Below are 11,903 nucleotides of genomic sequence, written 5' to 3' on the forward strand. Positions count from 1 at the left end.
TGTGCAGTTCCGGCGCCTCCGCCCCGGCGGCGAGCGCGGCGGCGAAGGCTTCCGCCGCCGGTCCCGGCCGGCCGTCCCGCTGATGCGCGGTGGCGGCCGCGATCAGCGCCGCGGCATTCACCCGGCGATGGCGTAGGCCGGGCGGCGCGGATCGGCCCCTGCGCGCACCAGGCCGGCCTTCGGGTCGGAGAGCACCGCCTCCACGCTGCCGGCGAGCCACGTGATATCGGGCCAGTCCTTCACCTCATGCCCGCGCGCGGCGAGCGCGTCGCGCGTCGCGCGGGGGATGCGCGATTCCACCGCGACGCGGGCGGGGAAATAGTCGAAGGGCGCGAAGGAGGAGGGGAAGGCGTAGGAGGCGACGCGCGGCGCCTCGATCGCCTCCTGCAGTTCCATGCCGAAATGGAAGACGTTCAGCATCACCTGTAGCATCGCCTGGATCTGCACGTCCCCGCCCGGCGTGCCGAAGGGCATGACGCCGCCATCCTCGGTGACCAGCATCGCCGGGTTGGGCGTTAGGCGCGGCCGCTTGCCGGGCGCGACGCCGGAGGGATGCGCCGGGTCGGGCCGCGACTGGCTGCCGCGGTTGGACGGGATGAGGCCCAGCCCCGGCACCACGGGCGAGTTCCAGGACCCGTCCGACGGCGTGGCGGAGAAGGCGTTGCCCCAGCGATCCACCACCGCGACGTAGGAGGTGTCGGCCTCCACCTTCGGCAGGTCGGCGCGCTGCGGGCCATCGGCCGGCGTCCCCTGCCCGAGCAGCGGCGGATACATGGACGGATGCGCGCGCGCCGGGTCGATCTGGCTGAGCCGCGCGTCGAGATGCGCGGGGGAGAGCAGTTCCTCGAGCGGCACCGTCGTGAAGCGCGGATCGCCGAAATGATATTCGCGGTCCGCCATCGCCGCCTTCACGCATTCGACCAGCAGGTGCAGGTAGTCGGGCGCGTTGTGCGCCATGCCGTCGAAGCCGGCGCGTTCCATCAGCAACAGCGCCTGGGCGAGCGCCGGCCCCTGGCACCAGGGGCCGCAGGTCAGCAGCTGGTGCCCCCGCCAGGCGCGCGCGACCGCGGGTTCGAGGCGCGAGCGGTAGCCGGCGAGGTCGTCCATGGACAGAAACCCCTCCTCGGCCTGGATGAAGCGGACGATCTCCCGCGCGATGTCGCCGCGGTAGAAGGCGGCGTGCGCGGCGGCGAGGCCGGCCATGCGTCCGCCGGTCGCCGTGGCGCGGCGTTCCTCCTCGACCATGTAGGTCAGCGTGCGGGCGAGGTCGGCCTGCACGAAGCGCTCGCCCACCCTGGGCGGCTGCCCGCCGGGGAGGAAGATCGCGGCGTTGGACGGGTATTGCGCGTATTCGTCGCGATGGGCGGCGACGGTCTCGGCCAGCAGCGGATAGACGGCAAAGCCTTCGCCGGCGTAGCGGATCGCGAATTGCGCGACATCGCCGAAGCCCATGGTGCCGTGGCGTTCCAGCGCGGTGATCCAGGCATCGGGGGCCGCGGGCACGACGGTGCGGCGCACGCCGTTCGGGATGCGCCCGCCATGTTCGCGCATGAAGACATCGGGCGGCAGGGCGCGCGGCCAGTGGCCGAGGCCGGCGATGGTCTCGACCGTGCCGTCGGCCATGCGGATCATGATCGGCGCGACGCCGGCGACATTCACGAGGTCCGGCAGCAGCACGCCGAGCGCGACGCCGGCGGCGCAGCCCGCGTCGATCGCGTTGCCGCCGGCCTCCAGCACCGCGATGGCGGCGGTCGAGGCCAGGTAGTGGCCGGCCGAGACGGCGTGGCGCGGGCCGGACAGGGTCGGGCGGGTGGCGAACATGGGCGGCATCCTTCGCGTGCGGGGCCAGCCTTCCGCGCGGCGCGGCCATGCGTCAACGGCGGCTTGGCGCCCGCCGGGCCGGGACGGAGGATGCGGCACCCCGAAAGGAGACCCACCATGTCCGATCCCGTCCTGCTGTCCGTCGATTCGCGCGGCATCGCCACCGCCACGCTGAACAAGCCGGCCAAGGGCAATGCCTATGACGAGGACCTGCTCGGCGCGCTGATCGCGGGTCTGGACCGGCTGCGGGACGATCCGGCGGTGCGAGCGCTGGTCATCCGCGGCGCGGGCAAGCATTTCCAGGCCGGCGCCGACCTCGACTGGCTGGCCAGGGCCGCGACCTACGGGCCCGAAAAGGCCTATGCGGCCTCGATGGCGACGACCACGGCGATGCAGAAGCTGAACGAATTTCCCAAGCCCACCTTCGCCCTGGTCCATGGCGCCTGCTTCGGCGGCGGCTGCGGCGTGGTCTGCTGCGTCGATGTCGCGATCGCGACGCCGGAGGCGATCTTCGGCCTGACCGAGGTGCGGGTCGGCGTCGCGCCGACGCCCATCAGTACGCACATGGTCCATGCCATGGGCCTGCGCCACACGCGCCGCTACGCCCTGACCGGGGAACGATTCGGCGCCGAGGAAGCGCTGCGCATCGGCCTGGTGCATGAGGTGGTCGCGGCCGGGCAGGCCGATGCGCGGCTGGCCGAGATCATCGACCAGACCATGCTCTCCTCCCCCACCGCCATCGCCATGACGAAGGACTCGTTCCTGGGCGCCACGGGGCTTAAGCTGAGCGCGCGGGAGATGTCGCTGCTGGCGCATGAATCCTGGATGCAGCGGGCTTCGGCCGAGGGGCGGGAGGGGCTCGCGGCGTTCCGGGAAAAGCGCCGGCCAGGCTGGTATCGCTAGGGACTGGGCGGACAAGCGCGATTCTTGTCCGCAACCATGTCATCGAAGTTTCATCAAACTGCAATCCGAGCGACTTTCCCGGCGCCTAGAAGCCGCCCCGACGCCGCTCCGACCGGGGCGGCGAGGACAACAATACGGAGAGACGCTGTGAACAGGCGGTCCATCCTTCTCGGTGCCGGTGCGGCGCTGATCCTGCCGGCCTTCGGCGCGCGGGCCCAGGGCGGCCAGATCACGGGCGCGGGCGCGACCTTCCCCAACCCGGTCTACCAGAAGTGGGCCGAGGCGGCCCGCTCGGCGATCAATGTCCAGGTGAACTACCAGTCCGTCGGCTCGGGCGCCGGCATCAACCAGATCCGCAACCGGACGGTGGATTTCGGCGCGACCGACGCGCCGCTGAACGCCCAGCAACTGACCGATGGCAACCTGCTGCAGTTCCCGACGGTGATGGGTTCGCTCGTCGCCATCGTGAACATCCCGGGCATCGAGAACGACCAGCTCAAGCTGACCGGCCCGATCCTCGCCGACATCTACCTCGGCAAGATCACGCGCTGGAACGACCCGCGCATCGTCGCGATCAATGCCGGCGTGAACCTGCCGAACCTCGCGATCGCGCCGGCCTATCGCGCCGACGGGTCGGGGACGACCTTCGTCTGGGCGTCCTACCTCGCCGACGTGTCCGAGGAGTGGAAGACGCGCGTGGGCGTAGGCACCTCCGTCCGCTTCCCCGCCGGCACCGGCGCGCGCGGCAATGAGGGCGTGGCCGGCACCGTGCGCCAGGTGCGCGGCGCGATCGGCTATGTCGAGAACGCCTACGCCATCACCAACCGCCTGGTGACGACGCAGATCCAGAACAAGGACGGCAACTTCGTGAAGCCGGAACACGAGACCTTCATGGCCGCCGCCGGTGCGGCCGACTGGTCCGTGCCGGGCTTCGCCGCCAACATCGTGAACACGCCCGGGGCGAAGTCCTGGCCGATCGTGGCGCCGACCTTCATCCTGCTGCCGACCAACCCGACGGATGCGGCGCGCAGCGCCAATGTGCGCCGCTTCTTCGACTGGGCCTTCAAGGATGGCGACCGGCTCGCGCAGGAGTTGGAATACATCCCCCTGCCGCAGGCCACCAAGGACGCGGTCCGCGCCGCCTGGAGCCGCCAGTTCGGCGCCTGATCGACCGGACAGGGGGCTCGGCGGGATGCCGGGCCCCTTCTTCTTCCTCCTGACGGGCAGACACAGCGTGAGCCAGGCCGCGACAGCCTCTCCCCCGCCCCCCACGCGCGCGGCGCGCGGCGCGGGAAATCTCGGCGACACCATCTTCGAATGGGCCTGCAGGGGCGCCGGGATCTTCGTCCTGCTGCTGCTGGGCGCGATCATCGTCGAGCTGTTCATCGCCGGCCTGCCCGCCTTCCGGGCCTTCGGGCTCGGCTTCATCACCTCGACGGACTGGGATCCTGTGCAGGAGGTGTTCGGCGCGGGCGTGTCGATCTACGGCACCATCGTGACCGCGCTGCTGTCGATCGTGCTGGCCGTGCCGCTCGCCTTCGGCATCGCCTTCTACCTCACGGAACTCGCACCCGTGTGGCTACGCCGGCCGGTCGGCACGGCCATCGAGCTGCTGGCCGCCGTGCCGTCGATCATCTACGGCATGTGGGGCTTCTTCGTCATCGTCCCGGCCTTCGCGACCCACATCCAGCCGACGCTGATCGACACGCTCGGCGAAGTGCCGGGGGTGGGCTTCCTGTTCCAGGGTGCGCCTTTCGGGACGGGCATCTTCACCGCCTCCTTCATCCTCGCGATCATGATCCTGCCCTTCATCGCCGCGACCATGCGCGACGTGTTCGAGCAGGTGCCCCCGGTCTACAAGGAGAGCGCCTATGGCCTGGGTGCGACGACCTGGGAGGTGATGAAGGGTGTCGTCATCCCCTACACCCGCGTCTCCGTGGTCGGCGGCATCATGCTGGGCCTGGGCCGCGCGCTGGGCGAGACGATGGCGGTCACATTCGTGATCGGCAACGCGAACCGCATCAGCACGAGCCTCTTCGGGCCGGGCAACACCATCGCCTCGCTCGTCGCGCTCGAATTCGGGGAGAGCCAGGAAGGCAGCCTCAAGCTCGCCTCGCTGCTCGCGCTCGGCTTCATCCTCTTCGTGCTGTCGTTCGTCGTGCTCGCCACCTCGCGCTACCTGCTGCGCTCCCGGCTGAAGGCCTGATCCCATGAGCATCACGCTGTCCGCCGGCGCGGTGCCCGGCCCGCGCAAGGACCCCGAGGTGGCCCTCGCCCTCGGCCGCCGGCGCAAGCGCGCCGACCTGATCGTCCGCACGCTGTGCGTGCTGGCCACGCTGGTCGGGCTGGTCTTCCTCGCCTCGATCCTGGCGACGCTGTTCTACCGCGGCTTCGAGGCGATGAGCCTGCGCGTCTTCACCCATGTGACGGCGCCGCCGGGCTCGGAAGGCGGGTTGCTCAACGCGATCGTCGGCAGCCTGATCCAGGCCGTGCTGGGCACGGCCATCGGCACGCCGATCGGCATGCTGGTCGGCACCTACCTGGCAGAATACGCGCGTGAGTCCCGCTTCGGGAACATGGTGCGCTTCGTCTCGGACATCCTGCTTTCCGCCCCCTCGATCCTGGTCGGGCTCTTCGTCTACCAGATCCTGGTGCTGCCCTTCGGCGGCTTCTCCGGCTGGGCGGGTGTCGCCGCACTCGCCATCATCGTCATCCCGGTCGTGGTGCGCACGACCGAGGACATGCTCCAGCTGATCCCCAACACGCTGCGGGAAGCAGTGATTGGCCTGGGGTCGCCCAAGTGGAAGATGATCGTCTTCGTGTGCTGGAAGTCGGCCATGTCCGGCATCATCACCGGCATCCTGCTCGCGGTCGCCCGCGTGGCGGGGGAGACGGCGCCGCTGCTCTTCACCTCGCTCGGCAACAACACCTGGTCGACCGACCTGTCGAAGCCGATGTCGAGCCTGCCGGTGACGATCTATTCCTTCGCCGGCTCCCCCTTCGAGGACTGGATCGCACTCGCCTGGGCGGGCGCGCTGCTGATCACGCTGAGCGTGCTGCTTCTCAACATCCTCGCGCGCAGCCTGCTGCGCGCCCGCAAGTGACCGGAAGGAAGGACGCGATGTCCACCAGCACCGAGAACGGGACGATCGAGGCCCCGCGACAGAGCTTCGGCGGCGTGCAGGCACGCTCGGGCGCCACGCTGAACGCGCCGCGCATCGCCATCCGGAACCTCGACTTCTTCTACGGCGAGAACCGCGCGCTGAAGGGGATCGACTTCGACATCCCCGACCGGCAGGTCACCGGCATGATCGGGCCCTCGGGCTGCGGCAAGTCGACGCTGCTGCGGGTGCTGAACCGCATGTACAGCCTCTACCCCGGCCAGCGCGCGACGGGGGAGGTGATGCTGGACGGGCAGAACGTCATCGCGCCCGATGCCGACCTGAACGCGCTGCGCGCCAAGATCGGGATGGTGTTCCAGAAGCCCACCCCCTTCCCCATGACGATCTACGAGAACATCGCCTTCGGCGTCCGCCTGCACGAGAAGATGTCGAAGTCGCAGATGGACGAGCGGGTGGAATGGGCGCTGTCGCGCGCCGCCATCTGGGACGAGGTGAAGGACCGGCTGGACAGCAGCGCGCTCGGCCTGTCGGGCGGTCAGCAGCAGCGCCTGTGCATCGCGCGCACCATCGCGGTGCGGCCGGAGGTGATCCTGTTCGACGAGCCGACCTCCGCACTCGACCCGATCAGCACGCTCAAGATCGAGGAGCTGATCGACGAGCTGAAGCGCGACTTCACCATCGTGATCGTAACCCACAACATGCAGCAGGCCGCCCGCTGCGCCGACCAGGTCGCCTTCTTCTACCTGGGCGAGCTGATCGAGGTGGCGCCGGCGGCGCAGATGTTCACCGCGCCGAAGCACCCCAAGACCCAGGAATACATCACCGGCCGGTTCGGCTGAGCGGCGGAGGGACCAGGACCATGCCGACCGAACACATCGTTCGCAGCTACGACGAGGACCTCCGGCGCCTTCGCGACATGACGGCGCGCATGGGCGGCCTCGCGGAACGCCAGGTGGCGGACGCGACGCGCGCGCTGGTGCGCCGTGACACCGCGCTCGCCTCCGAGGTGGTGCAGCGCGACGTCCAGATCGACCAGCTGGAGCGCGAGATCGAGGCCTTCTGCGTGCGGCTCATCGCGCTGCGCCAGCCCATGGCGCAGGACCTGCGCGTCATCATCGGCGCGATGAAGGCCTCGAACGACCTGGAACGCATCGGCGACTACGCGCGCAACGCGGCCAAGCGGGCGATCGTGCTCGCCTCCCTGCCCTCCATCGGCAGCCTCGCCGGCTTCGAGCGGATGGCGCAGCTGGTGCAGGAGAACCTCAAGGCCGCGATGGACGCCTTCGTGGCGAACGACGCCGAGGCCGCGCGCCGGGTGTGGGAGGCGGACGAGCCGGTCGATGCCATCTACAACGGCATCTTCCGCGAGTTGCTGACCTTCATGATGGAGGATCCGCGCAACATCACCGCGGCCACCCACATGCTGTTCATCGCCAAGAACCTCGAGCGCATCGGCGACCACACCACCAACATCGCCGAGCGCATCCACTACGCCGTGCTCGGCGACAGCCTGCCGGACGACCGCCCGAAGGCCGACGAATCCGCCTTCGCCGTGGTCCGCCCGGCCGGCGAATAGGCAGCAGGGAGCCCGCCATGGCAGAAGCCTATTCCTCGCTCGCCAAGCCCACCATCCTCGTGGTGGAGGACGAGGCGCCGCTGCTGACGCTGCTGCGCTACAACCTGGAAAAGCAGGGCTTCCGGGTCGAGGAAGCCGCTGACGGGCAGGAGGCGCTGCTGCGCGTCTCCGAGGCGCGGCCCGACCTCGTGCTGCTCGACTGGATGCTGCCCGCGCTCTCGGGCATCGAGGTCTGCCGCCAGCTGCGCCGCCGCCCCGGCACGCGCGACCTGCCCATCATCATGGTCACGGCGCGCACCGAGGACCAGGACGCGGTCCGCGCGCTGGACACGGGTGCCGACGACTACATCGCCAAGCCCTTCGCGATGGACGCGCTGCTCGCGCGCATCCGCGCCCTTCTGCGGCGATCCGGCGGTGCGGCGACCAAGGGCGCGATCTCCTACCGCGACCTCAGCATGGACCAGGACGCGCACCGCGTGACGCGCAACGGGCGCGCGCTGCATCTGGGCCCGACCGAGTACCGGCTGCTGGAATTCTTCCTTCAGCATCCGGGGCGCGTCTTCACGCGCGAACAGCTGCTCGACGCGGTCTGGGGGCGCGACATCCATGTCGAGCCGCGCACCGTCGACGTGCATATCCGCCGCCTGCGCAAGGCCATCAACGGGCCGGACGAGGTCGACCTGATCCGGACGGTGCGCTCGGCCGGCTACGCGCTGGACGCGGAAGGGCACTGAGCCTTTCTTGCCCTCAGACGCCGGGCGCCGCCTCCGGCAGCTTGGCTTTCGCGCCCTGCACGGCCGCGCCAGGAACGGCTGATGGTCTGGGCGCGGTCGCGCTTTGCGCTCCCGGATCGTGCATCGGCACGATCCGCCCGCCCGTCAGCGCCGCGCGATCCAGGCGCAGCAGCGCTCGAAGGCGGCGAGGTCGCGCCAGCGGTCGCCCGGCGCGTCCTGCCGCTCGAGCACGCCGCCCGCGGCCGCGATGCCGCCATCGACCATCAGGTTGTCGGCCAGGCCGAAATCCTCGAGGCCCATGGCCTCGGCATCCTCCCACCCGCCATCGGCGCGCAGGCGCGCCGCGGTGCCGATGAAGGCGCGGGTGCGGTCGAGGAAATCCCCCCCCGCATTGGAATAGCCCGCGACCGGCCGGCCGAGCGCGCGCATGAAGCCGAGTTCAAACACCGTCCCCGCATCGGCCGACGGCCCGCGGAAGGGCGTGAGGTTGGCGATGAGCGCGCCGCAGGAGCGGATATGCGCCTCGTTGCCCAGGTAGATGCGCATCCAGTAGGGCCGGTCCGCCGGCACCGCGACCGGCGGCGGGTCGAGCGGAAAGACGCCTTCCAGCCCATGCGCCGCGCAGACGCGCTTCTTCGCCGCCGCGACCTCGAGCGCGTCGGGCAGGAACACCTCCGGTCCGGCCAGGTAGACCCGCATCGCCCCATCCTGCCTTGCGCGCCGGCACGAGGCCATGCGCAATGCGGCACATGGACGCGGAAGCCGAATACAACAACCGGGCGCGGGTGCCGGACAGCGGCGCCATCCTCGCGCGCTGGATCGCCGATGCCGCGGCGTTCCGGGCCGCCTGGCCGCGCGCGCGGCTGGATGTCGCCTATGGCGAGACCGAGCGCGAGGCGCTCGACCTGTTCCTGCCCGAGGCCGAGGGGCCCTGCCCGCTCGCGCTCTTCATCCATGGCGGATACTGGCAGGCGCTGGACCGAAAGGCGGTCAGCCACTTCGCGCGGGGGATGCTGCTGCGCGGCGTGGCGGTCGCCGTGCCCTCCTACGGGCTCTGTCCCGAGGTCAGCCTCGCGACCATCGTCGCGCAGTTGCGGCGCTGCGCGGCGTCGCTCTACCTCGGCGCACGGCAGCGCATCCTCGCCACCGGGCATTCGGCGGGCGGGCATCTCGCCGCCATGCTGCTCGCCACCGACTGGCCGGCGCTCGACGCGGCGCTCGGGACGGACGTGGTGCCCGCGGCCCTGCCGATCTCGGGCGTCTTCGAACTCGAACCGCTGCTGCCCACCAGCATCGCCCGCGCCCTGCAACTGTCACGGGAGGAGGCGCGGGCGCTCTCGCCCCGCCTGTTGCCCTCCCCCGGCCTGCCGCTGCATGCCGTGGTGGGCGGCGCCGAAAGCGACGAGTTCCGCCGCCAGAGCCGGGACTTCGCCGACGCCTGGGGCGGGACGGCGGAGGAAATCCCCGGGGCGAACCACTTCACGGTCCTCGACCCCCTCACCGACCCGGATCACCCGCTGACCGCCCGCGCGGCGGAAATGGCGGCCCGTCTTGCGTCCCTGTGACGCTTCGCGCTTAACAGGGGCCGGAATCCGAACATACGGGGGAGCTTCCATGACCGGGATCGCACGGCGCCTGCTTCTGGGCGGCACCACGGGCTTGCTGGCCGCGCCGGCCATCCTGCATGCGCAGCCCGCCGGCGGCGTGAAGATCGGCCTGGTGGCGGTGCAGACCGGCCCGCAGGCGGCCCTCGGCACCCAGCTGCGCGACGGCTTCCTCCAGGGACTGCGGCACCTCGACGGCAAGCTCGGCGGGCTGACGACCGAGGTCGTGCACATCGACGACGAACTGCGCCCCGAAGTCGCGGTGACGAAGGTGCGCGCGGCGCTCGAGCGCGACCGCGTCGACTTCGTCGTCGGCGTCGTCTTCTCGAACATCCTGCAGGCGATCATCCGGCCGGTGACGGAGGCGAACACCTTCCTGATCAGCACGAATGCAGGCCCGTCCACCTTCGCCGGGCGTGGCTGCAACCCGTTCTTCTTCACCACCTCCTACAACAATGACCAAGTCCATTCGGTCATCGGACAGGCCTGCGAGGATGCGGGCTATCGCCGCGTCTTCGTGATGGTGCCGAACTACCAGGCCGGCCGCGATGCGGTCGCCGGCTTCAAGTCCCGCTTCAAGGGCCAGGTGGTCGACGAGGTGTACGTGCCGCTGACGCAGCTCGATTTCTCGGCCGAGCTGGCGAAGATCGCCGCCGCGCGCCCCGATGCCATCTTCACCTTCATGCCGGGCGGGCTCGGCGTGAACCTGGTGCGGCAGTACCGCCAGGCCGGGCTCGCGAACATCCCCTTCCTGTCCACCTTCACGGTGGACGAGGCGACGCTGCCCGCGCAGGGCGAAGCCGCCCTCGGCTTCTTCTCCGCCGCCTCCTGGGCGCCGAACATGGACAACGAGCAGAACCGCCGTTTCGTTCGCGACTTCGAGGCGCAGTTCAACTACGTCCCCGCCTCCTACGCCGCGCAGTCCTATGACGGGGCGATGCTGCTCGACAGCGCGATCCGCAAGGTCGGCGGCAACCTGCGCGACAAGGACGCACTGCGCGCGGCGATCCGCGCGGCCGATTTCCGCTCGGTCCGCGGGCCCTTCCGCTTCGGCGTGAATCACTACCCGGTGCAGGATTTCTGGCTGCTCAAGGTCGCGCGCCGGCCGGACGGGAAGTTCCAGACCGAGACGGAGCGCCGCGTGCTCCAGGCGGATGTCGACCCCTGGGCGGCCGAATGCCGGATGCGCTGACGCGTCGCGCGCCGAAGTCCGGGGCGTGACCACGCAGCTGTTGCTGGTGCAGGCGCTGAACGGCCTGCAACTCGGGGTCCTGCTGTTCCTCGTTGCGGCGGGGCTGACGCTGGTGTTCGGGGTGATGGACTTCATCAACCTCGCCCACGGCGTGCAGTACATGCTCGGCGCCTATCTCGGCGCCGCCTTCGCGGCCGCGACGGGGTCCTTCTGGCTGGGGCTCGCGCTCGCCCTGCCCGCGGCGCTCGCGGCCGGGCTGCTGCTCGAACTGCTGGTGTTCCGGCACCTGTACGACCGCGACCATTTGTCCCAGGTGCTGGCGACCTTCGGCGTGATCCTGGTGCTGAACGAGGGCGTGAAGGTGGTCTGGGGCGCGGCACCGCTGCAGGTGCCGATCCCGCCGCTGCTCGAGGGCGGCATCGAGATCATGCCCGGCCTGCAATACCCGATCTATCGCGTGGCCGTGCTCGGCGCGGGCATCGCGACGGCGGGGTTGTTGTGGTGGCTGGTAGAACGCACGCGGGCGGGGATGCTGGTGCGCGCGGGGGCGACGAACCCGGCGATGGTCTCGGCCCTCGGCGTCGATGTGCGGCAGCTCTTCACCATGGTCTTCGCCTTCGGCGCCATGCTGGCCGGCTTCGCGGGCGTGCTGGCCGGGCCGATCTTCTCGGTCGAGCCGGGGATGGGCGACAACGTCCTGATCCTCGCCTTCGTCGTCATCGTCATCGGCGGCATCGGCTCGATCCGCGGGGCCTTCGTGGCCGCACTCCTGGTCGGGCTGATCGACACGCTCGGCAAGTCGCTGATGCCGGACCTGATGCGGCTGTTCCTCGACGCGTCCGCGGCGCGGCAGGCGGGGGCCGCGCTCGCCTCCATGCTCGTCTATGTTGCGATGGCGGCGATCCTCGCCTTCCGGCCGGCGGGCCTGTTTCCCGTCCGCGCGGGCTGAAC

The 11,903-nt window shown here is 70.4% G+C and carries 12 protein-coding genes; 10 read left to right on the forward strand and 2 right to left on the reverse strand.

Annotation, left to right across the window (positions count from 1 at the left end):
- Nucleotides 1-117 precede the first annotated feature (117 nt).
- On the reverse strand, nucleotides 118-1,821 hold the full coding sequence (locus HW577_RS03645) for a gamma-glutamyltransferase family protein (protein WP_198374706.1): 1,704 nt from the start codon (nucleotides 1,819-1,821) through the stop codon (nucleotides 118-120).
- A gap of 117 nt (nucleotides 1,822-1,938) precedes the next feature.
- Here HW577_RS03645 and HW577_RS03650 point away from each other — a divergent pair, with 117 nt between their 5' ends.
- From HW577_RS03650 to phoB, 7 genes are all read left to right on the forward strand, one after another.
- On the forward strand, nucleotides 1,939-2,724 hold the full coding sequence (locus HW577_RS03650) for an enoyl-CoA hydratase-related protein (RefSeq protein ID WP_198374707.1): 786 nt from the start codon (nucleotides 1,939-1,941) through the stop codon (nucleotides 2,722-2,724).
- 147 nt (nucleotides 2,725-2,871) lie between these two features.
- The gene (gene pstS / locus HW577_RS03655) at nucleotides 2,872-3,891 is read left to right on the forward strand and encodes a phosphate ABC transporter substrate-binding protein PstS (protein ID WP_198374708.1); all 1,020 of its coding nucleotides are present in this window, start codon (nucleotides 2,872-2,874) and stop codon (nucleotides 3,889-3,891) included.
- Nucleotides 3,892-3,958: 67 nt separating this feature from the next.
- The gene (pstC, locus tag HW577_RS03660; RefSeq protein ID WP_332837400.1) at nucleotides 3,959-4,930 is read left to right on the forward strand and encodes a phosphate ABC transporter permease subunit PstC; all 972 of its coding nucleotides are present in this window, start codon (nucleotides 3,959-3,961) and stop codon (nucleotides 4,928-4,930) included.
- A gap of 4 nt (nucleotides 4,931-4,934) precedes the next feature.
- Nucleotides 4,935-5,828, forward strand: coding sequence for a phosphate ABC transporter permease PstA (gene pstA / locus HW577_RS03665; protein WP_198374710.1), 894 nt, complete (start codon nucleotides 4,935-4,937; stop codon nucleotides 5,826-5,828).
- Between the two features lie 17 nt (nucleotides 5,829-5,845).
- Entirely contained in the window at nucleotides 5,846-6,685 is an 840-nt protein-coding gene (gene pstB, locus HW577_RS03670) for a phosphate ABC transporter ATP-binding protein PstB (RefSeq protein ID WP_198374711.1), read from the forward strand.
- Between the two features lie 20 nt (nucleotides 6,686-6,705).
- Nucleotides 6,706-7,422 (forward strand): phosphate signaling complex protein PhoU, encoded by a 717-nt coding sequence (gene phoU, locus HW577_RS03675; RefSeq protein WP_198374712.1) that lies wholly within the window; start codon nucleotides 6,706-6,708, stop codon nucleotides 7,420-7,422.
- A gap of 17 nt (nucleotides 7,423-7,439) precedes the next feature.
- Nucleotides 7,440-8,156, forward strand: a complete 717-nt coding sequence (phoB, locus tag HW577_RS03680; RefSeq protein WP_198374713.1) for a phosphate regulon transcriptional regulator PhoB — start codon at nucleotides 7,440-7,442, stop codon at nucleotides 8,154-8,156.
- 144 nt (nucleotides 8,157-8,300) lie between these two features.
- Here the strand turns inward: phoB and HW577_RS03685 are convergent, their stop codons facing one another.
- Nucleotides 8,301-8,855: a nucleoside 2-deoxyribosyltransferase gene (locus HW577_RS03685; protein WP_198374714.1), complete on the reverse strand. Its 555-nt coding sequence runs from the start codon at nucleotides 8,853-8,855 to the stop codon at nucleotides 8,301-8,303.
- Nucleotides 8,856-8,905: 50 nt separating this feature from the next.
- Between HW577_RS03685 and HW577_RS03690 the strand changes: the two genes are divergently transcribed.
- From HW577_RS03690 to HW577_RS03700, 3 genes are read left to right on the forward strand one after another with little or no spacing between them, the layout of a single operon-like run.
- A complete protein-coding gene (locus HW577_RS03690) occupies nucleotides 8,906-9,721 on the forward strand; it encodes an alpha/beta hydrolase (RefSeq protein WP_232474660.1) in 816 nt (271 codons plus the stop codon).
- A gap of 49 nt (nucleotides 9,722-9,770) precedes the next feature.
- Nucleotides 9,771-10,952, forward strand: a complete 1,182-nt coding sequence (locus tag HW577_RS03695; protein WP_198374716.1) for an ABC transporter substrate-binding protein — start codon at nucleotides 9,771-9,773, stop codon at nucleotides 10,950-10,952.
- Between the two features lie 25 nt (nucleotides 10,953-10,977).
- Complete coding sequence (locus HW577_RS03700; RefSeq protein ID WP_332837401.1) at nucleotides 10,978-11,901, forward strand: branched-chain amino acid ABC transporter permease; 924 nt, start codon at nucleotides 10,978-10,980, stop codon at nucleotides 11,899-11,901.
- The last annotated feature ends 2 nt before the right edge of the window (nucleotides 11,902-11,903 follow it).

Source organism: Neoroseomonas rubea (assembly GCF_016106015.1).
GTDB classification, from domain to species: Bacteria; Pseudomonadota; Alphaproteobacteria; order Acetobacterales; family Acetobacteraceae; genus Neoroseomonas; species Neoroseomonas rubea.

Excerpts from the sequence above, each read along its gene's own strand:
- HW577_RS03645 (WP_198374706.1), bottom strand. The coding sequence starts at position 1,821 with ATGTTCGCCACCCGCCCGACCCTGTCCGGCCCGCGCCACGCCGTCTCG.
- HW577_RS03650 (WP_198374707.1), top strand. The coding sequence starts at position 1,939 with ATGTCCGATCCCGTCCTGCTGTCCGTCGATTCGCGCGGCATCGCCACC.
- pstA (WP_198374710.1), top strand. The coding sequence starts at position 4,935 with ATGAGCATCACGCTGTCCGCCGGCGCGGTGCCCGGCCCGCGCAAGGAC.
- pstB (WP_198374711.1), top strand. The coding sequence starts at position 5,846 with ATGTCCACCAGCACCGAGAACGGGACGATCGAGGCCCCGCGACAGAGC.
- phoU (WP_198374712.1), top strand. The coding sequence starts at position 6,706 with ATGCCGACCGAACACATCGTTCGCAGCTACGACGAGGACCTCCGGCGC.
- phoB (WP_198374713.1), top strand. The coding sequence starts at position 7,440 with ATGGCAGAAGCCTATTCCTCGCTCGCCAAGCCCACCATCCTCGTGGTG.
- HW577_RS03685 (WP_198374714.1), bottom strand. The coding sequence starts at position 8,855 with ATGCGGGTCTACCTGGCCGGACCGGAGGTGTTCCTGCCCGACGCGCTC.
- HW577_RS03690 (WP_232474660.1), top strand. The coding sequence starts at position 8,906 with ATGGACGCGGAAGCCGAATACAACAACCGGGCGCGGGTGCCGGACAGC.
- HW577_RS03695 (WP_198374716.1), top strand. The coding sequence starts at position 9,771 with ATGACCGGGATCGCACGGCGCCTGCTTCTGGGCGGCACCACGGGCTTG.